This is a genomic window from Actinomyces slackii (genome assembly GCF_900637295.1).
Lineage (GTDB): Bacteria > Actinomycetota > Actinomycetes > Actinomycetales > Actinomycetaceae > Actinomyces > Actinomyces slackii.
The window spans coordinates 2,731,526-2,753,513 of record NZ_LR134363.1; the positions used below are offsets into that span (position 1 = coordinate 2,731,526).

24 protein-coding genes are annotated in these 21,988 nt (G+C 71.3%); 1 reads left to right on the forward strand and 23 read right to left on the reverse strand.

Features of this window, described 5'->3' with window-relative positions:
- Positions 1-22 precede the first annotated feature (22 nt).
- The 13 genes from EL266_RS11220 to rpsB form a co-directional block, all read right to left on the reverse strand.
- Positions 23-1,390, reverse strand: a complete 1,368-nt coding sequence (locus EL266_RS11220; RefSeq protein WP_026426608.1) for a tripartite tricarboxylate transporter permease — start codon at positions 1,388-1,390, stop codon at positions 23-25.
- A complete protein-coding gene (locus EL266_RS11225) occupies positions 1,387-1,692 on the reverse strand; it encodes a hypothetical protein (protein ID WP_026426607.1) in 306 nt (101 codons plus the stop codon). Before EL266_RS11225 ends, EL266_RS11220 begins: the two co-directional genes overlap by 4 nt.
- 167 nt (positions 1,693-1,859) lie before the next feature.
- Positions 1,860-2,825, reverse strand: coding sequence for a GNAT family N-acetyltransferase (locus EL266_RS11230; protein ID WP_026426606.1), 966 nt, complete (start codon positions 2,823-2,825; stop codon positions 1,860-1,862).
- A gap of 67 nt (positions 2,826-2,892) precedes the next feature.
- Positions 2,893-4,074 carry a flavodoxin-dependent (E)-4-hydroxy-3-methylbut-2-enyl-diphosphate synthase gene (gene ispG / locus EL266_RS11235; RefSeq protein WP_026426605.1) on the reverse strand — a complete coding sequence of 394 codons (1,182 nt, stop codon included), beginning with the start codon at positions 4,072-4,074 and terminating at the stop codon, positions 2,893-2,895.
- 65 nt (positions 4,075-4,139) lie between these two features.
- Positions 4,140-5,462 carry a M50 family metallopeptidase gene (locus tag EL266_RS11240; RefSeq protein WP_026426604.1) on the reverse strand — a complete coding sequence of 441 codons (1,323 nt, stop codon included), beginning with the start codon at positions 5,460-5,462 and terminating at the stop codon, positions 4,140-4,142.
- Positions 5,459-6,724, reverse strand: coding sequence for a 1-deoxy-D-xylulose-5-phosphate reductoisomerase (dxr, locus tag EL266_RS11245; protein WP_026426603.1), 1,266 nt, complete (start codon positions 6,722-6,724; stop codon positions 5,459-5,461). Before dxr ends, EL266_RS11240 begins: the two co-directional genes overlap by 4 nt.
- A gap of 13 nt (positions 6,725-6,737) precedes the next feature.
- Positions 6,738-7,283, reverse strand: a complete 546-nt coding sequence (locus EL266_RS11250; RefSeq protein ID WP_026426602.1) for a DivIVA domain-containing protein — start codon at positions 7,281-7,283, stop codon at positions 6,738-6,740.
- On the reverse strand, positions 7,280-8,455 hold the full coding sequence (gene rlmN / locus EL266_RS11255; protein WP_197719313.1) for a 23S rRNA (adenine(2503)-C(2))-methyltransferase RlmN: 1,176 nt from the start codon (positions 8,453-8,455) through the stop codon (positions 7,280-7,282). The genes EL266_RS11250 and rlmN overlap by 4 nt, the downstream gene beginning before the upstream one ends.
- Positions 8,456-8,612: 157 nt before the next feature.
- Positions 8,613-9,542 (reverse strand): phosphatidate cytidylyltransferase, encoded by a 930-nt coding sequence (locus tag EL266_RS11260; protein ID WP_026426600.1) that lies wholly within the window; start codon positions 9,540-9,542, stop codon positions 8,613-8,615.
- A gap of 40 nt (positions 9,543-9,582) precedes the next feature.
- Positions 9,583-10,140: a ribosome recycling factor gene (gene frr, locus EL266_RS11265; RefSeq protein ID WP_026426599.1), complete on the reverse strand. Its 558-nt coding sequence runs from the start codon at positions 10,138-10,140 to the stop codon at positions 9,583-9,585.
- 61 nt (positions 10,141-10,201) lie between these two features.
- On the reverse strand, positions 10,202-10,954 hold the full coding sequence (pyrH, locus tag EL266_RS11270) for a UMP kinase (RefSeq protein WP_026426598.1): 753 nt from the start codon (positions 10,952-10,954) through the stop codon (positions 10,202-10,204).
- Positions 10,955-11,173: 219 nt separating this feature from the next.
- Positions 11,174-12,013: a translation elongation factor Ts gene (tsf, locus tag EL266_RS11275; RefSeq protein ID WP_026426597.1), complete on the reverse strand. Its 840-nt coding sequence runs from the start codon at positions 12,011-12,013 to the stop codon at positions 11,174-11,176.
- A gap of 45 nt (positions 12,014-12,058) precedes the next feature.
- A complete protein-coding gene (rpsB, locus tag EL266_RS11280; protein WP_026426596.1) occupies positions 12,059-12,994 on the reverse strand; it encodes a 30S ribosomal protein S2 in 936 nt (311 codons plus the stop codon).
- Positions 12,995-13,449: 455 nt separating this feature from the next.
- Between rpsB and EL266_RS11285 the strand changes: the two genes are divergently transcribed.
- A complete protein-coding gene (locus tag EL266_RS11285; protein WP_232012025.1) occupies positions 13,450-14,118 on the forward strand; it encodes a M23 family metallopeptidase in 669 nt (222 codons plus the stop codon).
- A gap of 54 nt (positions 14,119-14,172) precedes the next feature.
- Here EL266_RS11285 and EL266_RS11290 read toward each other — a convergent pair whose 3' ends face one another.
- The 10 genes from EL266_RS11290 to rplS all read right to left on the reverse strand — a co-directional run bounded on the left by EL266_RS11290 (position 14,173) and on the right by rplS (position 21,950).
- Positions 14,173-14,601: a TA system VapC family ribonuclease toxin gene (locus tag EL266_RS11290; protein WP_026426594.1), complete on the reverse strand. Its 429-nt coding sequence runs from the start codon at positions 14,599-14,601 to the stop codon at positions 14,173-14,175.
- Positions 14,598-14,837: a CopG family transcriptional regulator gene (locus EL266_RS11295; protein ID WP_026426593.1), complete on the reverse strand. Its 240-nt coding sequence runs from the start codon at positions 14,835-14,837 to the stop codon at positions 14,598-14,600. The genes EL266_RS11290 and EL266_RS11295 overlap by 4 nt, the downstream gene beginning before the upstream one ends.
- Positions 14,838-15,024: 187 nt before the next feature.
- On the reverse strand, positions 15,025-15,975 hold the full coding sequence (locus EL266_RS11300) for a tyrosine recombinase XerC (RefSeq protein WP_026426592.1): 951 nt from the start codon (positions 15,973-15,975) through the stop codon (positions 15,025-15,027).
- 57 nt (positions 15,976-16,032) lie between these two features.
- Positions 16,033-17,391 carry a DNA-processing protein DprA gene (locus tag EL266_RS11305; RefSeq protein WP_026426591.1) on the reverse strand — a complete coding sequence of 453 codons (1,359 nt, stop codon included), beginning with the start codon at positions 17,389-17,391 and terminating at the stop codon, positions 16,033-16,035.
- On the reverse strand, positions 17,388-18,962 hold the full coding sequence (locus tag EL266_RS11310) for a YifB family Mg chelatase-like AAA ATPase (protein WP_026426590.1): 1,575 nt from the start codon (positions 18,960-18,962) through the stop codon (positions 17,388-17,390). Before EL266_RS11310 ends, EL266_RS11305 begins: the two co-directional genes overlap by 4 nt.
- A complete protein-coding gene (locus EL266_RS11315; RefSeq protein WP_408608501.1) occupies positions 18,962-19,426 on the reverse strand; it encodes a YraN family protein in 465 nt (154 codons plus the stop codon). Before EL266_RS11315 ends, EL266_RS11310 begins: the two co-directional genes overlap by 1 nt.
- A 110-nt stretch (positions 19,427-19,536) precedes the next feature.
- Complete coding sequence (locus EL266_RS11320; protein WP_026426588.1) at positions 19,537-19,842, reverse strand: DUF2469 domain-containing protein; 306 nt, start codon at positions 19,840-19,842, stop codon at positions 19,537-19,539.
- 78 nt (positions 19,843-19,920) lie between these two features.
- Positions 19,921-20,607: a ribonuclease HII gene (locus EL266_RS11325; protein ID WP_034514754.1), complete on the reverse strand. Its 687-nt coding sequence runs from the start codon at positions 20,605-20,607 to the stop codon at positions 19,921-19,923.
- An 8-nt stretch (positions 20,608-20,615) separates the two neighbouring features.
- Complete coding sequence (gene lepB / locus EL266_RS11330; RefSeq protein WP_051281034.1) at positions 20,616-21,485, reverse strand: signal peptidase I; 870 nt, start codon at positions 21,483-21,485, stop codon at positions 20,616-20,618.
- A 117-nt stretch (positions 21,486-21,602) separates the two neighbouring features.
- Positions 21,603-21,950 (reverse strand): 50S ribosomal protein L19, encoded by a 348-nt coding sequence (gene rplS, locus EL266_RS11335; protein WP_026426586.1) that lies wholly within the window; start codon positions 21,948-21,950, stop codon positions 21,603-21,605.
- Positions 21,951-21,988 lie beyond the last annotated feature (38 nt).

Genomic DNA, 21,988 nt, shown 5'->3' on the forward strand with positions numbered 1-21,988 from the left:
AGGGCCAGCGAGATCAACCGCCTCAGACCAGCGCGCCAAGCGCCGTGATGATGCCGGGCGCGGCGTAAAGGGTCATGAACTGCACGCCGTAGGAGACTCCCAGTCTGTTGAGTGAGCCGCACACCACGCCAACCAGCAGTACTCCGAACATGTTCGGCACGCCGGCATCGATGTAGGCCAGCAGGAGGATGAAGGAGGTGAACAGGGCCAGGACCGCCTCATGCGGGATGCGTCGCATGACGAAGCGGGTGATCTGAGAGGACCAGCGCACCGCGATGACATAGGTGATGACCACCGAGATGAGTGCTCCCACTGTCACCGCGATGATGAAGCCGGGCGCATCGAGCCGGTGGTGCAGGTTGCTGGTCAAGTCGTGGACGGGGGGCGCGTTGAATAACGGGCCTGCGGGACCCGCAGATACCCCGGAGATGGGGATGCCCAGCGCTACGAGCGGGATGATGACGCCGGCGAGGTAGGTCGAGTGCGTCAGAGAGCTCATCACGGTCACCGCGCGCTGAGCCCGGCGCACACGGTCCTCCTGGGGCATGCGCGCCACCGAGGCCTCGCCCAGGAGGAAGGTCAGGCCCACAGGGCTGAGCACGAACAGCGGGGTGGACAGCGCCGCCATCGCGGCGCTCCATCGGCCCTCGGACCGGGAGACCAGGTGCGCGGGCATGAGGCTCTGGGACTCGAAGCCCGAGCGCAGGAGCGTCGCAGCGGTGCGCTCGCCATGCGGCAGGGCCGCCCGGCGCTCGGCGTTGAGCAGCTCGAGCAGGGTGATGAGCATGGGACCCACCGTGATGCCCAGGAAGAAGGAGATGTTGATGTTGTCGTCTGCCTCGATGACACCGGCGGAGCGGTAGAGGGCCGGCAGTGCCTGGAAGAGGACAGCCATGGGGATGATCATCAGCAGGGCCAGGATCCGGTTCCTGCCCAACAGCGCCAGCAGCACTGCCCCAGCGGCCAGGATGACCGGAGCCTGGGCCTTGATCGGCTCGGCCACGGGCGCCAGCAGCCCGGCCAGCGCGAAGCTGAGGGGGATGGACACCAGCGTCCCGATGGTCGAGCCGACCGCCATCTTCCTGATCGTCTGCGAGGCCAGGCCCTTGCGGCGCAGCAGCACGGAGTGCTCCATCAGCGGAGCCGACATCACGCCGCCGGGCAGTCCCACCAGCGCGGTGGGGATGCCGTTCATGAGATTGAGGGTGACCACTGCCGAGATGAAGAAGGCGAGCACCACCTCCGGCGGGGCACCGGCCAGCACGATGGCCAGGGTCACCGGGGCGAGCACGCTTGTCTCGTCGGTTCCCGGGATGAAGCCGATGAAGGTGTAGAGGAGGACGGCGCCGAGCACCGCCGCAAGGATCATCGCGATGGTCTCGGGAGTCATCGGGCATCACCGCCCGCGGCGCTCCCCTCGTCCTCGACTCGATCCATCTCGTCGACGATGCGGACATCTCGCTTCGGGGTCACGAGGAAGCAGTTCAGGGCGAACCCCAGGACGGAGGCCCCCAGTCCCCATAAGAGCGTGCTGCCACCGATCATCAGGGAGATCAGCACGGCTGTGCCGACCGAGATCACTGAGACGGCCAGGCAGATGAGGAGGTCTCTGGGCGAGACGAGGTCGTTCCAGACCTCGATGTTGTTCTGACGCTCCGTGCCCTTGCGGAGTGCTCCGATGCTTGCCTGCATGAGGGCTGATGCTAGGAAAGCCGGCAGGGCAGCACTAGATGCTGTTGGTCATATCTTTGCTGACATCGTGCCGCATCTTTATCTTTGCTGACACTGTGCCGCGATGCTCGGCCGCCATCCTCGGGCCCCACACCCTCGATTCTTGGGCGGGCGAGGCTCGCGAGCGCTTAGAGCAGGACGGTGGAGAAGGTTCCCGTGCGGGTGAAGCCCACGGTGGAGTAGAGGCCCAGGGCGGCGGTGTTGAAGTCGTTGACATAGAGGCTGACCTCTCCGCGCCTGCCCACATGGTCGCGGCGCACGGCGTCGACGACGCCGGCCATGGCCACTGCCCCCAGTCCCCGGCCGCGCAGATCGGGGCGGGTCCACACGCCGGTGATCATGGCGACCCCGCCGCTGGGAGCGTGCCACATCGAGCCCACATCCGCCTTGAAGGCCACCGAGCGCGGCGAGCCCGGTCCCACCGGGCCGCCCTGACCATCATCCAGGACGATGTAGCTGCGTCCGGCATCCACGAGCCACCCCACATGGCGGGCGTAGGAGGAGCCCAGATCCGTGGGGTCATAGCCGAGCTCACCGGTGAACATGTCCACCGAGGCGTCCAGGACCATGTCCCCCACGGCGCTGGTCGCCATGGCCAGATCCCGTCCCACCCAGGCCAGGGAGGGACGACGCCGCACCTGGGCGGCGATGAGCCCCTCGCCGACGTGAGGGGCTCCCAGCAGGGGCTGGCTCCAGCGCTCCTCACGGGCGGTGGTGCCCAGGTCCCGCAGCGACCGCCACAGAATCTCGACGTCCTGGCGGGGACCCATGATCGATCCGTAGGGCGCCAGGCGAGGGCGCGCGTGCTCGGCCAGGGCGCGCGCCTCCCCCCGCTTGAGTCCCTCCAGGCCGAGCTGGGGACGCGCGGCCAGCCCGAAGGGCATGACGGCGCCCGCGGTCCAGGCCGCGGCCCTCGGCCGGGCGGGACGGCCGATCACCACGGCGTCACCCCGGCCCCAGCGGCTCCAGCGCTGGATCTGGTGGGCCAGGCAGGCCGAGGCCACCGGCTCCTGGGCGCACAGATCGAGCAGTCCGCCGATCTGCTGAGGGCCCACAGGGGTGACCTGGGCTTTGCACCGCCGCAGCAGGGTCATGGCCCTGCCAATGCTGCCAATGCGGTCAGGGCCTGCGGTGCGTGGACGGCCAGCAAGGGGTGCCGTCCTAGCCCGCTGCCGAGACCATGGGGACGGTTCCCTCCAGGGCCTCCTCGCCGAACTCGTCGGCCATCTGGGCTGCCATGTCCTGGGCGTGGCGCAGGAGGGTCTCCACAACCTGATCCTCGGGAACCGTCTCGACGACCTCACCGCGCACGAAGATCTGGCCCTTGCCATTGCCCGAGGCGCAGCCCAGGTCGGCCTCGCGGGCCTCCCCCGGGCCGTTGACGACACAGCCCATGACGGCAACGCGCAGCGGGGCGGTGATTCCCTTCAGGCCCTCCTCGACCTCCTCGGCCAGGGTCCACACATCCACCTGGGCGCGTCCGCAGGAGGGGCAGGAGACGATCTCGAGCTGGCGCTCGCGCAGCCCCATGAACTCCAGGAGCTTGGTGCCGACCTTGACCTCCTCGACGGGGGGCGCGGACAGGGAGACTCTGATGGTGTCACCGATGCCCTGGGCGAGCAGGGTGCCGAAAGCGGCGCAGGACTTGATGGTGCCCTGGAAGGCGGGCCCGGCCTCGGTCACGCCCAGGTGCAGGGGCCAGCTGCCGGCCTCGGACAGGAGCTGGTAGGACTGGACCATGGTGACCACGTCGTGGTGCTTGACGGAGATCTTGAAGTCGTGGAAGCCGCACTCCTCGAACAGGCCGGCCTCCCAGGTGGCGGACTCCACCAGGGCCTCGGGGGTGGCCTTGCCGTACTTCTTGAGCAGGCGCGGATCCAGGCTGCCCGCGTTGACGCCGATGCGAAGGCTCACCCCGTGATCGGAGGCCGCCTTGCAGATGGCGGCGACCTGATCGTCGAACTTGCGGATGTTGCCGGGGTTGACCCGCACGGCCCCGCAGCCGGCCTCGATGGCGGCGAAGACGTACTTGGGGTTGAAGTGGATGTCGGCGATGACGGGGATGCGGGACTGCTTGGCGATGATGGGCAGGGCCTCGGCGTCCTTATCGGTGGGACAGGCCACGCGCACGATGTCGCAGCCGGCGGCGGTCAGCTCGGCGATCTGCTGAAGGGTGGCGCCGATGTCATGGGTCTTGGTGGTGGTCATCGACTGCACCGTGATGGGGGCGTCGCCTCCGACCCGCAAGTCACCCACCTGGATGGTGCGCGTGGGCTTGCGCGGGGCCAGCACGGGGGCCTGTGCGCGCACGGAGGGGATGCCAAGAGCGATCGCGTCAGTCACCGCCCCAGTATCTCACCGACCGCCCCCACTGCCCGATCCGGGCCGTGTGGCATCCCTCCCGCCGCTCAGATGGGCGCCACCAGATCCACCCAGACCAGGATGAGGGCCATGACGATGAGCAGGCCGACGACCACCTGGGTCAGGGGAAGCATGCGGGCGGTGTCCACCGGCCCGGGGTCGGGGCGCCCGGCGGCCCGGGCCAGGGCCCGGCGCAGCGCCTCCCAGCAGGCCCCGGCCACATGCCCGCCGTCCAGGGGCAGCAGGGGGACCAGGTTGAAGGCGAACAGCGCCAGGTTCAGGGCGCCCAGGAGGGTGAGCATGCTGGAGACCCGCATGGAGAGGGGAATCGTGCCCTCCCCCGCGCCGCTGCTGGAGACCTCGCCGGCGACCCGACCGATGCCCACCAGGCTCACCACCCCCTCGGCGTCGCGCTCCTGGTAGCCCAGGCCCGCCGCCACGGCCTTGTACAGGCCCACCGGGAGGGTGGCGATGGCCTTGAGCGTGCCCCACACGCTCTGACCCACAACCGCGGGGAGCTCGGCCGGTGCCAGGCGCTGGGTGTCCCAGACGGGGCTCAGGCCCGCGAAGGGGCGCGGCGCGGTCACGGGCTTACCCGAGGCGTCGGTGACGGGCCTGCCCGTGTCATCGCGCACGGGGCGCTCGACCTCGACGGCCGTGACCGTCAGGGTCTGGCGGCGCCCCTCGCGCTCGATGAGCACCGTGGCGCTGTCGGTCCCCGCCGAGGCGATGGCGGCCTGAACATCCTCCCAGTCGCTGACCGGCGCACCGTCCCAGCTCACAATGGTGTCGCCGGGCCGCAGGCCCGCCTGGGCGGCTGGGGAGACGGGGTCGGAGTCGGCGCACTGCCCATCGCTCTGGGAGGACACGCAGGGCGCGACCACCGCCACCGTCGAGGTCGGCTTGTAGACGCCCACAACCCCCAGGGCCACGGCGATCAGCACGATGCCCAGGACGAGGTTGGTGAGGATCCCCCCGGCCATGACCACGAGCTTCTTGGGCACGCTCAGGCGGTAGAAGGCCCGATGCTCCTCGCCGGGCTCGATCTCGGCCAGGGCCTCGGCGCGGGCCTGGCCCACCATCCCCAACTCGCCGTTCTTATCCCGCTTGTCAGGGCGGTCCGGCCTGGCCGGGGGCAGCATGCCCACCAGCTTGACGTAGCCCCCCAGCCACACGGCCTTGACCCCGTACTCGGTCTCCCCGCGCTTGAAGGACCAGATCCTGGGGCCGAATCCGATGAAGTACTCCGGGACCTTCACCCCGAAGCGCTTGGCGGGGATCATGTGGCCCAACTCGTGGAGGGCCACGGAGACGGCGATCCCCACGATGAGGATGATGATGCCCGCGGCGTAGGCCAGGATCTGGGTCATGAGGCGGCTCCTGTTGACGTGCCGATGAGCTCGTCGGCTCGGGCACGGGCCCACTGCTCGACGGCGAGGATCTCCTCCAGGCCCGGCGCGGCCAGGCCCTCGTGCTCGGACAGGACCCGGGAGTCGATCTCGACGATATCGAGCCACTCCAGGCCTCCGGCGAGGAATGCGGCCACGGCCTGCTCGTTGGCGGCGTTGAGGACGGCGGGGTGGGTGGCCGACTCGGCCACGGCCGAGCGGGCCAGCCCCACGGCTGGGAAGGCGCGGTCATCGAGGGGCTCGAAGTCCCAGGCCACCGGTGAGCGCCAGTCGTTGGGCTCCACCAGTCCCGACAGGTCGGGGCGATCCGGCCAGGTCAGGCCCAGGGCGATGGGAAGGCGCATATCGGGGGGACTGGCCTGGGCGATGGTGGCGCCATCGATGAACTCCACCATGGAGTGGATGATCGACTGGGGGTGGACGACGACGTCGATATCGCCGGGCGGCACATCGAAGAGCAGGTGGGCCTCGATGAGCTCCAGGCCCTTGTTGATGAGGGTCGAGGAGTTGACGGTGACCACCGGTCCCATCGCCCAGGTGGGGTGGGCCAGGGCCTGGGCGGCGCTGACCCCGGACAGCTCCTCGCGGGCCCGGCCCCTGAAGGGCCCCCCGGAGGCGGTGAGCACCAGGCGGCGCACCTGACTGCGGCCGGTGACCACCGGTGAGGTCATGCCCTTCTCGTGGCATCCGCTGGCCAGGGCCTGGGCGATGGCGGAGTGCTCGGAGTCCACGGGCACGACCTGGCCTGGCCTGACCATGGCCTCCCGGACCAGCGAGCCGCCCACCACGAGCGACTCCTTGTTGGCCAGGGCCAGGCGGGCCCCGCTGCCCAGGGCGGCCAGGGTGGGCCCCAGGCCCACCGAGCCGGTGATGCCGTTGAGGACCGTGTCCCCCGCTCCCAGGGCCGCGGCCTCGACGGCCTGGGCGGCGGCGTCGGGCCCGGTGAGGATGGTCGTCACCGCATGCGGGCGGCCGAGGCGCTCGGCGGCCTGGGCCAGGGCGGCGCGCATGCGGGCCTCGGCCCCGGGCTCGGTGGTGGACAGGGCCAGGATCTCGGCGGCGGTGCGGACGGCCTGGGCGGCCAGGAGCTCTGGGCGCCCGCCGCCGGCGGCCAGGGCGACCACTCGTGGCGCCTCGCGACCCAGGCGGGACACGACCTCCAGGGCCTGGGTGCCGATGGAGCCGGTGGAGCCGAGCAGGACCAGGCGGGACGTTGCTGTCATCGGGGCGGCGGACTCACTCAACGGACAGCAGGACCTCGACCACACGGGCCATGTAGCGGTCCACGCTGGCCTCATCGTAGGCCTTGGAGCCGCGGGCCGCGCGGAAGACGGCCGAGCGCACCTGGGAGGAGGTCAGGGTGGTGTCGGAGTCGAAGTAGCCGGCGATGCGGTCCATGAGGGCATCAACGTCCGGCTTGGCATAGCCCTGCCTGCTGGCGGGGGCGAAGCGCTCCCCCACAGGGCGCAGCAGCCGCGGGTAGAGGGTGGTGGCCAGTTGGGTGACCTGGTCCATCCAGGCCTGACGCCCGTGCTGGGACACGAAGCTGGCGCGGCGCCTCTGCATGAAGGCGGCCTCCAGGCGGTCCAGCGCCGCATCAACGGCCACGGGCTGGTAGCCGCCGGCCACGACGTCGAAGGCGACTGTGCGCACGCCCTCGGAGTCCATCTCGTCGAGCTCGCCGGCGTCGTAGATCTCTCGCGCTGTCTCGAAGTAGCGGTCGACCTGCTCGGGCCGATAGCCCGGACGCAGGAGCGCCGACTTGGGGAACATCTGACTCATCGCGTTGTGGCCCTCTCCTGTGTGAGTACTTCGGTCGCCAGCTGGCCGCAGGCGCCATCGATGTCACTGCCCCGAGTGTCCCTCACCGTGGTGGTGATGCCCGCGCGGCGCAGCGTGTCGACGAAGGCTTCCTGGACGCCGGGCTCCGAGCAGGTCCAGATGGAGCCGGGCGTGGGGTTGAGAGGGATGGGGTTGACATGCGCCCACCCGGTGCCGCGCCGGTTCAGCTCATCGGCGAGCAGCTGGGCGCGCCAGGCGTGGTCGTTCATGTCCTTGATGAGCGCGTACTCGATGGACACCCGCCGACCGGTGGCCAGGAAGTAGTCGTGGGCGGCGTCCAGCAGCTCGCCGACCTTCCACTTGGAGTTGACCGGGATGAGCTCGTCGCGCAGCTCGTCGTCGGGGGCGTGCAGGGACACGGCCAGCGTCACGGCCATCCCCTCCCCGGCAAGTCTGCGAATGAGCGGGACCAGGCCCACGGTGGAGACGGTCACCGAGCGGGCGGACAGGCCGAAGCCCTCAGGGGCGGGGTCGATGAGCCGGTGGAGGGCGGCGACGACGTTCTTGTAGTTGATCATCGGCTCGCCCATGCCCATGAAGACCACGTTGCTCAGACGGGCCGGCCCGCCGCTGAGGGCGCCGGCGGCCGAGGCGCCTGCGGCGTAGCGGACCTGCTCGACGATCTCGGCGGCGGTCAGGTTGCGGGTCAGCCCCATCTGCCCGGTGGCGCAGAAGGGGCAGGCCATGCCGCAGCCGGCCTGGGAGGAGACGCACAGGGTGGTGCGGTCCTTGTAGCGCATGAGCACCGACTCGACCCTCACCCCGTCATGGAGCTCCCACAGGTGCTTGATCGTGCGCCCTGCGTCGGCCCTCAGCGCCCGGACCTCGGTGATGAGCTCGGGCAGGAGCTCGGCGCACATCTGCTCGCGCTGGCCGGCGGGAAGGTCGGTCATCTCCGCGGCCTGGCGGGTGAAACGGGTGAAGTAGTGGCGCGAGAGCTGATCGGCGCGGAAGGCCGGCAGCCCGGAGTCCTTGAGGGCCGCCTTGCGCCCGGCCAGGTCGAGGTCGGCCAGGTGGCGGGGGGCCTTGCCGCGCGGCGTCGGCACGGCGAAGGACAGGCGGGGGCGCGCATCCGGGGTGGTCGCGCCCTCGGGAGGCTGGTCGGTGGGCAGCACCTGGACCTGGCCCGCAGCGGGACGGGGCTCGACGGCGACGGGCCGCGCGGCGCTGCGCCGATGCGAGTGGCTCACGAGCGGGTGCCTCCTTCGGGCTCGGTCAGTGTGCTGATGGGTGGTGCCCCGGGGCGGGCCCGGGCGACTGGCTGGTCGGCTAGTGGACCAGGAGACTGAAGACGTAGACCACCGGAGCCGCCACCAGGATGGAGTCGAGTCGATCCATGATGCCCCCGTGCCCGGGGAGGAGCCGACCCATATCCTTCAGGCCGAGGTCTCTCTTGAGCAACGACTCCCCCAGGTCGCCGATGGTCGAGACGACCACGATACAGGCTCCCAGCGCCCCGCCCGCCCACAGGGGGCCGTCCATGAGGTGCATGCAGCCCGCGCCGGTGCCCACGGCGGCCACCAGCGATCCGATGAACCCCTCCCAGGTCTTCTTGGGCGAGACCGAGCGGGCCATGGGGTGGCGCCCCATGGTGATGCCGGCCAGCCATCCCCCGGTGTCATTGGCCACCGGCAGGGCGATGAGCAGGATGACCTTCTCCACACCCTGGGGCTGCGCGGCCAGCAGGACCGCGAAGCCCGCCAGGAAGGGGAGGTAGGTGGCGGCGAGAACCGAGGCGGCCGCCGAGGCGGAGCGGGAGCGGCGCACGGCGTCGTGCACGTCGGTGCGCGGCATGTCGGGCGCGCCGGCCTCGACGAAGGTCCCGGTGTCGGCCTCGGCCTCATCCATGAAGCACCACAGCACGCAGGCCCCGGCTGTGGCCGCGTAGGCCACGAAGGCGGCCTCCGCCCCCACCCGCCAGGCGGTGATGGCGATGCCGATCGTCCCCAGCCACAGGGGCGCCAGTGGCAGGCGGATGCCCTTGCGCGCGAAGGCCGCGGCCAGCTCCCACAGAGCCGCGCACACCGCCACCGCGGCCAGGGCGACGAAGTAGACCTTGTTGAACATCAGGGAGCCCAGCACCAGGGCGACCAGGACCGCCGCCACGGCGATGGCGGCGGGCAGGTTGCGCCCCGCTCTGCCGGTGGAGGGCAGGGGCGCGCGGTCGCGCGTGGGGGCGGGGCTCAGCAGGGCGCTCAACAGACTCACGATTCGTCGTCGGAAAAGGGGCGAGGGGTCCTCAGACCTCCAGCAGCTCGCCCTCCTTGGTGGCCAGGGCGGCGTCGATCTTCTCCACGAAGCGCTTGGTCAGGGCGTCCAGGTCGGCCTCGGCGCGCTTGACATCGTCCTCGCCGGCCTCGCCGTCCTTCTTGATGGCCTCCAGCTCCTTCTTGGACTTGCCGCGGATGGCGCGAACCTGGACGCGGGACTCCTCGGCGCGCGAGCGGGCGAGCTTGACGTACTCCTTGCGGCGCTCCTCGGTCAGGGCGGGCAGGGAGACCCGGATGACGGTTCCGTCGTCGGTGGGGTTGACGCCCAGGTCGGACTCGCGGATGGCGGCGACGATGTCCTTCATGGCCGAGCGGTCGAAGGGGCTGACCAGGACGGTGCGCGCCTCCGGGATGGTGATGGAGGCCAGCTGCTGCAGGGGCGTGGGGGCGCCGTAGTAGTCCACGGTGATGCCGTTGAACATGGAGGGGTTGGCCCGGCCGGTGCGGATGGAGGCGAGCTCGCGGACGCCGGCCTCCAGGGCCTTGTCCATCCTGTCCTCGGCTTCAAGCATGACGTCATCGATCATGGGGGTTCCTTTGCTGTGGCGGTTGCGTTGCTGATGTGGTGCGGGTGGGGTGCTGGTGGGGTCAGCCGCAGCTGACCAGGGTGCCGATCTTCTCCCCCAGGAGCGCCTGGGTGATGCTGCCCGGCTCGCCCATGCCGAAGACGCGCATGGTCAGGCCGTTGTCGCGGCACAGGGCGAAGGCGGAGGCATCGACCACCTGCAGGCCATCAGCCAGTGCTCGCTCGTAGGTCAGGTGCTCCAGGAGCTGGGCGTCAGGGTTGGTGCGCGGATCGGCGGTGTAGACGCCGTCCACCCCGTTCTTGCCCACGAGCAGCTCGTCGCAGCCGGTCTCCAGGGCTCGCTGCGCGGAGACGGTGTCGGTGGAGAAGTAGGGCAGTCCCGCCCCGGCGCCGAAGACGACGACGCGGTTCTTCTCCATATGGCGGATGGCGCGCAGCGGGATGTAGGACTCGGCGACCTGCCCCATGGCGATGGCGGTCTGGACGCGGGCGGGAACCCCCGCTTTCTCGATGAAGTCCTGGAGGGCCAGGGCGTTCATGACGGTGCCCAGCATGCCCATGTAGTCGGCCCGCGCCCGGTCCATCCCATGGGCGGACAGCTCGGCGCCGCGGAAGAAGTTGCCCCCACCGACCACCACGGAGACCTGCACGCCCTGATTGACCGCGGCGGCGATCTGCTGGGCGGCGTCGGAGACCACATCGGGGTCCAGTCCCACCGATCCCCCGCCGAAGACCTCGCCGGAGAGCTTGAGGAGCACCCGCCTGGGGTGGGTGCCGTGGGCGACGCGGTCGTCGCGGACGGGGGGCTGACTCATGCGCAGGGCCTCCTGGTCTGTATCCGTGGGTTCGCAGGCGCTCGGGCCAGCCTACCGCGTTCCAGCACCGTATCAGGGCGCCAGAACCATGACCTCCCCCTCCCTGCGCCGCCCGGTCACCGTCTGGCTCGCGGTCCGCGGTGATCAACGATGCGTCCGCATGACAAGGGGCCCCGCACCGCCCTGAGGGCGGGGGCGGGGCCCCTCGGCGATAGGCGATCAGGCGCCGACCCGGAAGCGGACGAAGCCGGTCAGCTCACCGCCGGTGGCCTCGACGACCTTGCCGACGGTGGTCTTGGGGTCCTTGGCGAAGGCCTGCTCGACCAGCACGTTCTCCTTGAAGAACCCGCCCAGGCGGCCCTCGACGATCTTGGGGATCGCCTTCTCGGGCTTGCCCTCGGCGCGGGTGGTCTCCTCGGCGATGGCGCGCTCCTTGTCCACGACCTCGGCCGGGACGTCCTCGCGGGTGGCGTACAGCGGGGAGTAGGCGGCGATGTGCATGGCGACGTCGTGAGCCGCCTCGGCGGCCTTGGCGTCGGTGCCCACCAGCACGCCCACCTGCGCGGGCAGGTCGGGGTTGGTGCGGTGCAGGTAGAGCTCGACCTTGGGGGCCTCGATGCGGCCCACGCGGCGCACGACGATCTTCTCGCCGATGACGGCCTGCATGGAGTCGGTCAGGTCCTGCACGGAGGAGCCGTCCACCTCGACCTCGGCCAGGGCCTCGGCGTCGGTGGCGCCGGAGTCGATGGCGGCGGTGAGGACCTGGTCGGCGTAGTCGAGGAACTTCTGGTTCTTGGCCACGAAGTCGGTCTCGGCGTTGATCTCGACCAGGACGCCGATCTGGCCGTCGGCGGCGTCGACGACCTTGGCGGCGATGAGGCCGGCCGAGGCGCTGCGGCCCTCGCGCTTGGCGATGCCCTTGAGCCCCTTGACGCGGATGATCTCGATGGCCTTCTCGGTGTCGCCGTCGGCCTCGTCGAGGGCCTTCTTGACGTCGAGCATGCCGGCGCCGGTCTGCTCGCGCAGCGCCTTGATGTCAGCGGTGGTGTAGTTCGCCATGTATGTCTCCTGGAGATTCTGTGACGGGGAGATGGTTCGAGGCGCTCAGGCCTGCTCAGCGGACTCAGCGGACTCGGAGGGCTCGGCAGGCTCAGCGCCGTCCTGCTCGGCGGGTGCCTGCTCGGCCTCGGCGCCGGTCGGGCCGGCCTCAGCGGCCCCGGCGGCCTCAGTGGTCTGGCCGGCCTCTACAGCCTCGGCGCCGGCCAGCAGCTCGGCCTCCCACTCGGGAAGGGGCTCGGCCTCGCCGCCGGCGGCGACCTCCGCCTCCTCGCCGGTGCGCGCGCGGCCGCCGGAGCGAACCAGCAGGCCCTCGGCCGTGGCGTCGGCGATGACCCGGGTCAGCAGGGAGACGGCGCGGATGGCATCGTCGTTGCCGGGGATGCCGTAGGTGGCCTCATCCGGGTCGCAGTTGGTGTCGAGGATGGCGATGACGGGGATGCCCAGCTTCTGGGCCTCGGAGATGGCCAGGTGCTCCTTCTTGGTGTCCACCACCCACACGGCGGCGGGCAGCTTGCCCATGTCACGGATTCCACCCAAGGTGCGCTGGAGCTTGTCCTTCTCCCGGCGCATCATGAGCAGCTCCTTCTTGGTGCGGCCGGAGCCGGCCACGTCGTCGAAGTCGATCTGCTCGAGCTCCTTCATGCGGTCCAGGCGGGCGCGCACGGTGGAGAAGTTGGTGAGCATGCCGCCCAGCCAGCGCTGGTTGACGTAGGGCATGCCCACGCGCTGGGCCTGCTCGGCCACGGCGGCCTGCGCCTGCTTCTTGGTGCCCACGAACAGGATGTTCCCGCCACGGGCGACGATCTCCTTGACGAAGTCGTAGGCGGTGTTGATGCCCTCGACGGACTGCTGGAGGTCGATGATGTAGATGCCGTTGCGCTCGGTGAGGATGAAGCGCTTCATCTTGGGGTTCCAGCGACGGGTCTGGTGCCCGAAGTGGACACCGCTCTCCAGGAGCTGGCGCATGGTCACGACGGCCATGAAGGTCCTTCCGTTGTGTGCCGAGAGGTTGCTCGACGCACGGTCCTTTCGGGGGATGCCGCTCAGCGGCCTCCCGGGGTGTGTTACTGGGTTGTTCCCCGTGCTCGAGCCCCGGATGTCTCCGAGGCTGTGCGGGGCCTGGCGCCCACGACGCGCAGCCACCCACCACCCGGTTGTGGGCGGAGGGACCGCGGCTGCGTCGTCCGGAAGGGACGTCCCGATCTCATCGGGTGCGGGCGCGCGAAGTCAGCCCCTGCGGCCCGCACCCGGTCAGTTCCGGGACGATCCGCAGAATGCTGCGGGGGCGAGGCTATCACAGACCATGGTCCCCCACTGTGGCGGATTCGCTGATTCCGGGGTCATTCCGATCACCACAGGCACGCCGCCGTCGGTGGCGCTCACAGGCCCGCGCCCTCGCCCGGGCGCCGAGGGCCGGACCGCCCCACTCTGGGGTCATGGACACCATCACCAGGACTGGCAGGCGCCGTGAGGGACGGCTGGCGCGGACACCGCACCCGGCCTCTCCAGGCTCATCAGCCCGGCGCGGACTGTCGTTTCCCCTCCTGGCCGCGGCCCTGGCGCTGATCCTCTGGCTGGCCTGCGCGACGCCCGCGGCCTCAGTGGGGCACGGTGATGCCCAGGGCCCTTTCGCGGCCTCGGCCATGTCGGTGAGGGCGGCGGCCTCCGGGGATGATCGGGCGAGGGCGCCGCGAAGCCGCTACGGCTGGCCCACCGGAGGGCCTGCTGCGGTGGTCCAGGACTTCGATCCTCCGGCAGTGGTGTGGGGTCGGGGGCACCGCGGGGTGGATCTGGCCGCGCCCGCAGGCTCCCAGGTCCGCGCCGCAGGCCAGGGCGTCGTGGCCTTCGCGGGAGTGGTGGCGGGACGACCGGTGATCTCCATTGACCACCCCGACGGCATCCGCACCACCTACGAGCCGGTGGAGGCCAGTGTCGCCGCGGGCCAGTCCGTGGCCCGGGGCCAGGTGATCGGCACGCTCCTGGCGGGGCATCGCTCCGACGGCGTGGACGCCCTGCACTGGGGCGCCAGGACCGGGAAGAAGTCCTACGTCAACCCGCTGCGCCTGCTGAGCCCACCCGTCATCCGCCTCAAACCCGTGAGCTGAAAGCCCGTGAACAGATCACTCAGGAGCTGCCGCACTGCGATGGCACCGACGGGGCTATCGGCCGGCGGGGTTGATCCAGTTCAGGCCGTCGAAGCGGGCGAAGTCGCTGTCGAAGGAGCAGATGCTGGTCCCGTGTTCGATGGCGAGCGCCGCCAGGTGAGCATCGGTGGTGAGATTCCCGCGCAGGTCGCCGTCGATGAGGAGTCGCCCGAGGATATCGCGGTGGCGGCCTCCCGGTGTGGGCACCCAGGCCTGGTCGGCGTCGAGCCAGTCGGTGATCAAGCCCCACGCCTCAGCCGGCGTCAGAGGACTGGCGGTCACCCGGGGATGGGTGATGATGCGCTGGAACGCCATCAGGGATGCCCACGGCAGTCCGACTCGCTCGACGCCGTTCATCGCCTCGTTCAGCCATCCCCGTGCGGTGGTGTGGAAGTGCGACCGGTCATCGACGGCGTAGAGCAGGACGTTGGCGTCGACGATCACCGCGCCTCCTCGGCGTCGTACTGATCGAGCAGCTCGAGCGTATCGGCGATGTTGGTGACATCGACCTTCAGCCCCACTGCGGCCGTGCGCTGCTGAAAGCGCGCGGGCCTCTGCTTCTGCACGAGCCCTGCACGCGCGAGTTTGTTGACGGCCTCACCGAGACCGATGTGGAGTTCCCTGCGGAGGCGTTCAGCCTCTGCGGCGACCTCAGGGTCGAGTCGCACCGTTGTTCTCATGTCGTCATGATAGCACCATGGATGACATCCAGTCCGCATCAGTGATGCTATACGGTGATGCCAGGAACGAGCATGGACGGACGATGAGCTCATCGAGCGAAAACCGGCCATGACCCTGACTTCTCGGTGCCAGCACCTGTGGAGGGGAGAGCCTGTCTTGCCTCCCCGGCACTGTGATCATCTGGGCTCAGGCGCGGGGGAAGGCCTGGGCGTAGACGGCTCGCAGGCGCTCGGCGCTGACGTGGGTGTAGCGCTGGGTGGTGGCCAGGGAGGAGTGGCCCAGGATCTCCTGAACGCTGCGCAGGTCCGCTCCCCCGCCCAGCACATGGGTGGCCGCTGTGTGGCGCAGGCCGTGCGGGCCCAGGTCGGGCACGCCGGCTGCGGCGCACATGCGATGGACCACGGCGCGCACTGCCCGGGCATCGATGCGTCGGCCGCGAGCGCCCAGGAACAGGGCGTTGCCCGCCTCGGGGCCGGCCACCTCACTGCGGACGGCCAGCCATGCCCTCAGGGCGCGGGCGGCGGGAAGCCCGTAGGGGACGGTGCGCTCCTTGTCCCCCTTGCCCAGGACGCGCAGGGTCCGCTGGCCCTCATCGAGATCGCCGATGTTCAGGCCCACGAGCTCGGAGACCCGTGCCCCGGTGGCGTAGAGGGTCTCCAGCATGGCGGCGTCCCTGCGGGCGATGGGGCTGCCGTCCTGGGCGAGCTGGCTGGCAGTGGCCAGCAGGCGGGCGGCCTGCTCGACGCTCAGCACCCCGGGGAGGCGGTTCTCGGCACGCGGCGAGCGCAGGCGGGTGGAGGGGTCGGCGCCCAGGAGTCCCCTGCGGTGGGCCCACGCGCAGAAGGCCCGCGCGGAGGCGGCGCGGCGGGCAAGGCTCGCCCGCGCCTGGCCCGCCGCCGCCAACTGGGCCAGCCAGGCGCGCAGGTCGGCCAGGTCGATACTGGCCAGGGCGGGGCCAATGGGCTCGTCCTCTCCCTCTCCGACGCCGAGGAAGTCCAGCAGATCCGCCAGGTCACCGAGGTAGGCCCGCACCGTGTGCTCCGACATCCCGCGCTGGAACTCCAGGTGGCGGGCGTAGGCCTCAACAAGAGCCTGACGCCTGGTGGGACCTGCGTCCTGCTGCGCCCGCGTGCTCATGGGCTCAGGCTAGGGCCAGGTGGGCCGGGCGAGTCGTGGACGCGCCGCCGGCAGGGCTCAGCCGGTCCGCTTCCATCCCCTGGCGCCGCGCTCGACGCGGCCCAGGAGCTCCAGGAGGCCCAGTGCCGCGATGGTCTCGCGGGTGGACAGGCCGGCGGCCCGCACAACGGCCTCGGTGACGGCCCAGGACCTGGCGGGCAGCGCATCCATGACGACGGCGCAGGCGGGATCCAGGCCATCGAGCATGCCCTGCCCGGCCAGGCGCGGATCGGTGGCCTTGGCGGCCTCTGGGTCGCATCCTCCCAGGGGGCCGACGAGCTCGATGACCTCCTGGGCGTCGGTGACGCATACGGCGCCGCTGCGCAGGAGGCGGTGGCAGCCCACGGAGGCCATGGAGGTCACCGGCCCGGGAACGGCGCCCACGGGGCGGCCCAGCTCCTGGGCGTGGTGGGCGGTGGACAGCGCTCCGGAGCGCCATGCGGCCTCAACGACGACCACGCCCTGGCTGATGGCCGCGATGAGACGGTTGCGGGTCAGGAAGCGGTGCCGACCGGGCTGGCATCCGGGCGGGACCTCGGCCACCAGGGCGCCGGTGGCGATCACCGCCTCCAGCAGAGCAGCGTTGCCCGCCGGGTAGAGACGGTCCACTCCCCCGGCGGAGACCGCCATGGTCGGTCCCTGGCCCAGGGCGCCGCGGTGAGCGGCGGCATCGATGCCAAAGGCCCCGCCCGAGATGATCAGCGCGCCCTGGGCGGTCAGCTCCGCGGCCAGGCCGGAGGCCGTCTGCTCGCCGTAGCGGGTCGAGTCCCGCGCACCGACCAGGGCGATGCCCAGGCCCAGCGCCGGCCCGGCACTGACCCGGCTGCGGCGCGTGGGAAGCCCCGGCCGGGCCGGGCGGCGCGTCGACGGGGACTCGGGGTCCGGGCAGGGTTGCGCCTCCCCGATCGCCTCATGCCCGTCATGGCCCAGGCCCTGGTCCTCGGAGTCGACCAGCAGGGCGGGATCGCCGCGCACCCACAGGCAGAAGGGCGTCTCATCGAGCTCATCGAGGCCCGGGGGCCACCAGGGATCGGCGGGCAGGATGAGGCTTCCCCCCAGGCGCTCCAGGACCTCCATCTCGCGGCGGATGTCCAGGCCCGCCAGTCGCGGCGTCCACCGGGCCACCGCCCGGGCCCACTGCTCGGGTCTGCCCGCCCGACGGTCAGGGCCGTCGTGGCCCTCCAGGGGCAGGGGCGGGCATGGGGATGGCTCGCCGTCGCTGTCCGTGGCGGGACCGGTCAGCCATTGCAGGGCGCCGCAGGCGCCCAGTCCCGCCACCAGGGCGACGGCGGCGCGGTCGGCCGGCTCGGCCAGGCGCGACCAGGTGGCGCGGGCCAGGGCCTCATCGGCGATGTCGTAGGGCAGGCGGATGGTCATGGGCGCGCTCCTCGGGTGCGCAGGGCCAGGGCGGCCCCCAGGTGGGCAAGGCTCGGTGTGCCGGCTCCCTCCAGGTCGGCCAGGGTCCAGGTCAGGCGCAGGACCCGATCAACCCCGCGCAGGGACAGGTCCCCGCGCTCCATGGCGGCCATGAGCCTGGTGCACAGCTCGGCGGGCAGTCCTCCGGCCGGGCCCCGCAGATAGGAGCCTGGGACCTGGGCGTTGAGGCGCCAGGGCGTGCCGGCCAGGCGGGCGCGGGTGCGATGGCGGGCCCGGGCGACGCGCTGGGCCACCTCGGCACTGGTGGGGCCCTGCCCCGGGGCCGCCAGATCAGCGGCGGCAACCGCGGCCACCTCCACCTGGATGTCCACCCGGTCCAGGAGAGGCCCGGACAGGCGCGAGAGGTAGCGGCGCCGCTGCAGGGAGGTGCAGGTGCACTCCAGGCCTCTGCCCAGCGCCCTGCCGCAGGGGCAGGGGTTGGCCGCCAGCACCAGTTGGAAGGCCGCCGGGAAGGTGGCGCGCCCGCCCACGCGGTCGATGGTCACCGAGCCGGACTCCACGGGTTGGCGCAGGCAGTCCAGGACGCCTGCGCTGAACTCGGGCGCCTCATCGAGGAAGAGCACGCCCCGGTGGGCCAGGGAGACGTCCCCGGGGCGGGGAACTCCCGACCCCCCTCCGATAACGGCGGCCCGAGTGGCGGTGTGGTGGGGGCTGCGCAGGGGCCGGCGGGAGATGAGCCCGGCCTCGGGGCTGAAGGTCCCGGCCACCGAGTGGATGGAGGTCACGGTCACCGCATCCTCGGGCTCCAGGGGCGGCAGGATGGAGGGCAGGCGCTCGGCCAGCATGGTCTTGCCGGCGCCAGGGGGGCCGAGCATGAGCAGGTGGTGTCCCCCTGCGGCCGCCACCTCCAGGGCGTGACGGGCCTCCTGCTGGCCCACGACGTCGGCCAGGTCGGGCCCACCGGTGGGCACGGCCTCCTCCTGGGGCCGGGGCGGTCGCTGCGGGCCGGGCCCTGCCTCCCGGACGATCCGAGCGGCGGCCTGCCCCAGGCGGCCTCCGTAGAGCTCCACCAGCTCTCCGACATGCCGTACCGCCTCCACCTGAGCACCGGGGACCAGGCGGGCCTCGGTCGCCGCTCCCGCGGAGACCACGATCTGCTTGACCCCCGCCTCCACCGCCGCGTGCACGGCGGGCAGGACGCCGCGCACCGGGTGGACGCTGCCGTCCAGGCCGAGCTCGCCGATGTAGACGGTGCGCGCCAGGCGCTGGGCGGCGGCCCCGGGCAGGCGCCCGCGGGCTCCCAGGACCGCCAGGGCCATGGCCAGGTCAAGGCCGGTTCCCGACTTGCGCAGGTCGGCGGGGAAGAGGTTGACGGTCAGGCGCTGCTCCCCCCAGGTCAGGCCGCAGGTGCTCAGGGCGGCGCGCACGCGCTCACGGGACTCGCGCACGGCGGCGTCGGGAAGTCCCACCAGGGTGAATCCGGGCAGGCCCTGGACGGCGTGGGCCTCAACCTCCACCAGGTGGCCGCTGAGCCCGGTCAGGGTCACGGCCAGGGTTCGTGCCAGTGCCATCACAGCCCCACTCCCCTGTGGTGGCGCAGCAGTGCCGGGGCCCCGGAGCGCAGCAGGATCGAGATGACATCAATGCGCAGGCCCCCGTGGCGCACCTCCCGGGTGGTGGTCCAGGCCCCCGCCAGGGCGCGGAGTCGGGCGAGCTTGCGGGCGTCGATGCCGGCGCTGGGCGGGCCCAGGCGCAGTGAGCTGCGGGTCTTGACCTCGACGATCACAAGGGTGCCGGGCCCCGTGTCACGGGCCTCAAGGGCGACGATGTCGAGCTCTCCGCGCAGCCCCTGCCCGGGCCTCCAGTTGCGCTCCAGGACATGCCAGCCGATATCGCCCAGGTAGGCGGCGGCCAGGTCCTCACCGCGACGCCCCACCGCATCCTTGTCACGATCCTTCTCATGCGCCCGGTCCCCCGAGTTGCGCGGGGAGCATGCCTCCATGCGATCACCTCCGCCACCAGCGTGGCGGGCGATTGGCCACCGCGCGCGGGCGGGGCGCGGCCCTGTGGGCAGCGCCCGCGCCGGCGCGCCGGTGGTGCCCGGCTCTCCGCCCCAGGACGCCGATGCGGCTCAGGGCGATCGGCTCAGGAGGGGATGTCCATCTCCAGCTTGGTGAGCTCCTCGACATTGACGTCCTTGAAGGTCACCACGTGCACGGACTTGACGAACCGGGAGGTGCGGTAGATGTCCCACACCCAGGCGTCCTCCAACGTGAGCTCGAAGAACACCTCCTCGCCGTTGCCGCGGACCTGGACATCAACGGCATTGGCCAGGTAGAAGCGGCGCTCGGTCTCCACCACGTAGGAGAACAGGGAGACCACGTCGCGGTACTCCCGGTACAAGGAGAGCTCCAGCTCGTTCTCATAGGCCTCGAGGTCTTCTGCGCTCACCGGGCCATCATGCACGCCAGGCCGCCTCAGCGCGACAAGGCTGGCGGGGCGAGTCGGTCCCATCGGGCCTGGGCCCGCTCAGCAGGGGGCCAGGCCGGGTAGGCGCCAGCTGCGGCGGTGCTCAGGGCTGGCGCCGAGGCGGCCCAGGGCGCGGGCGTGGGCCGCGGAGGCGTATCCCTTGTTGGATGCCCACCCGTATCCGGGGTCCTCCAGCTCGGTCATGAGGCGATCGCGCTCGACCTTGGCCAGGATGCTGGCCGCCGCGACCACGGCGCAGCGGGCGTCGGCCTTGACCTCCATGCGCACCGGCGGGATCTCGATCATGGGGCCGGCGGAGCGTCCGCCCGACTCCTCCAGATCGGCGAGCAGATCCGCCTCAGGGGCATCCAGCCAGTTGGCGCTGCCGTCGAGGATCACGGCGCCGGGGGCGAAGCCGCGCCGGGCCACCTGCTCCAGGGCGCGCAGGCCCGCCAGGCGCAAGGCCCCCATGATGCCCAGGCTGTCGATCTCCCCGGGCCAGGCGTGGGCGACGGCGCAGTCGGCCACCCATGCGGTGATCGGCTCGATCAGCGCCTCGCGCCGTCGGGCGGTGACCTGCTTGGAATCGGCCAGGCCCTGGGGGAAGTCCGGGGATGTGGCGGCGGAGACGACGGCCAGGCCCACGCTCACCGGTCCGGCCAGGGCGCCGCGCCCCACCTCATCCATGCCCCCCACCAGGGCCGTGGTGCCCAGCAGCTCGGTCTCCACACGTCGGTCGGGGCGCATACGACGGCTCACCGCTCCCGAGGGGCCGCGACCTCGGCGAAGACCGGGTCGCCCTCGTCGAGCAGGTTCCACCGCCCGATCGGCCAGATGACGGCCTTGGCCACCCCCACCACGTTGCTCAGCGGCACGAAGCCCCCGTGGGCGTCCCCGCGGTGAAAGCGCGAGTCCGAGGAGTTGGAGCGGTTGTCCCCCATCACCCAGACATGCCCCTCGGGGACCACGACGTCGAAGGCCACATTGGAGGCCGAGTGCCCCGGCTTGAGATAGGGCTCGTCGATCTGAACCCCGTTGACGCTCAGGGACCCCTGACCGTCAGCCACCACATGATCCCCGGGCATGCCGATCACCCGCTTGATGAGGTGATGCCCGGTGTCCTTGGGCAGCAGGCGGATCGTCTCCAGGAGGTCCTGGAACAGGCCGCGAATCCCGGTGGGCTCGGCGGTGTCGAGCCAGCCATCGGGGTCGACGAAGACCACGACGTCGCCGCGCTCGATGTGCGTGGAGTCGTACATGGTCACTGCCACCTGGTCGCCCGCCTGCAGGGTGGTCTCCATCGATCCGGAGGGGATCTCGTAGAACTGGACGACGAAGGTCTTGAGCAGGGCGGAGGTGAGAAGGATGAGGAGCACTGTCAGCGCGTGGCGGGCCAGGCGCCGTCGTCTGCTGACGGGCTGAGCGGCGGGGCTGATACTGGGAGGAGGGCGGCGGCGCGGCGGGATGGAGGGGGGAAGGGAGTCACGGATGATGCGCTCAGCCCGGGGGGAGTGCCCGTCCTCATCCATGGGGACATCGGGGGTCTGGGCGCTGGCCGGGCTCACCGCCTGGGCCCGGTCGGGCGGGAGCGCCTGCGGAGCGTCATCCTGCGGTGGGCTGCTCACCGTCTCCCTCTCCTGGGTTGTGGCGTACGGGGTCGGGACGGGGATGAGGCGGGGCGCCCCGGGGACATGCGGTCCCCGGGGCGCCGCCTGATGTGCGTAAGGCGCGGGCTTGCCGCCTCAGTCCTCGCGGCGCTCCTTGATCTTGGCGGCCTTACCGCGCAGGTTGCGCAGGTAGTACAGCTTGGCGCGACGAACGCGGCCGCGGGAGACGACCTCGATCTTCTCGATGGAGGGGGTGTGGACGGGGAAGGTGCGCTCCACGCCCACGCCGAAGGAGACCTTGCGGATGGTGAAGGTCTCCGACACCCCGGCGCCCTGGCGGGCGATGACGACGCCCTGGAAGACCTGGACGCGGGTGCGGGAGCCCTCGACGACCCGCACGTGCACCTTGAGGGTGTCACCGGGGCGGAAGGCGGGGATGTCGTCCCGCATGGATGCCTTGTTGATCTCGTCGATCAGGTTCATTGCTCTCTCCACACCCGTGCCACTGGTCATGAGTGCTT

Bases quoted from the DNA above. Each gene is read 5' to 3' on its own strand.
- EL266_RS11220 (WP_026426608.1), bottom strand. From the start codon at position 1,390: ATGACTCCCGAGACCATCGCGATGATCCTTGCGGCGGTGCTCGGCGCC.
- EL266_RS11225 (WP_026426607.1), bottom strand. From the start codon at position 1,692: ATGCAGGCAAGCATCGGAGCACTCCGCAAGGGCACGGAGCGTCAGAAC.
- EL266_RS11230 (WP_026426606.1), bottom strand. From the start codon at position 2,825: ATGACCCTGCTGCGGCGGTGCAAAGCCCAGGTCACCCCTGTGGGCCCT.
- EL266_RS11240 (WP_026426604.1), bottom strand. From the start codon at position 5,462: ATGACCCAGATCCTGGCCTACGCCGCGGGCATCATCATCCTCATCGTG.
- dxr (WP_026426603.1), bottom strand. From the start codon at position 6,724: ATGACAGCAACGTCCCGCCTGGTCCTGCTCGGCTCCACCGGCTCCATC.
- EL266_RS11250 (WP_026426602.1), bottom strand. From the start codon at position 7,283: ATGAGTCAGATGTTCCCCAAGTCGGCGCTCCTGCGTCCGGGCTATCGG.
- frr (WP_026426599.1), bottom strand. From the start codon at position 10,140: ATGATCGATGACGTCATGCTTGAAGCCGAGGACAGGATGGACAAGGCC.
- pyrH (WP_026426598.1), bottom strand. From the start codon at position 10,954: ATGAGTCAGCCCCCCGTCCGCGACGACCGCGTCGCCCACGGCACCCAC.
- tsf (WP_026426597.1), bottom strand. From the start codon at position 12,013: ATGGCGAACTACACCACCGCTGACATCAAGGCGCTGCGCGAGCAGACC.
- rpsB (WP_026426596.1), bottom strand. From the start codon at position 12,994: ATGGCCGTCGTGACCATGCGCCAGCTCCTGGAGAGCGGTGTCCACTTC.
- EL266_RS11285 (WP_232012025.1), top strand. From the start codon at position 13,450: ATGGACACCATCACCAGGACTGGCAGGCGCCGTGAGGGACGGCTGGCG.
- EL266_RS11295 (WP_026426593.1), bottom strand. From the start codon at position 14,837: ATGAGAACAACGGTGCGACTCGACCCTGAGGTCGCCGCAGAGGCTGAA.
- EL266_RS11300 (WP_026426592.1), bottom strand. From the start codon at position 15,975: ATGAGCACGCGGGCGCAGCAGGACGCAGGTCCCACCAGGCGTCAGGCT.
- EL266_RS11305 (WP_026426591.1), bottom strand. From the start codon at position 17,391: ATGACCATCCGCCTGCCCTACGACATCGCCGATGAGGCCCTGGCCCGC.
- EL266_RS11310 (WP_026426590.1), bottom strand. From the start codon at position 18,962: ATGGCACTGGCACGAACCCTGGCCGTGACCCTGACCGGGCTCAGCGGC.
- EL266_RS11325 (WP_034514754.1), bottom strand. From the start codon at position 20,607: ATGCGCCCCGACCGACGTGTGGAGACCGAGCTGCTGGGCACCACGGCC.
- rplS (WP_026426586.1), bottom strand. From the start codon at position 21,950: ATGAACCTGATCGACGAGATCAACAAGGCATCCATGCGGGACGACATC.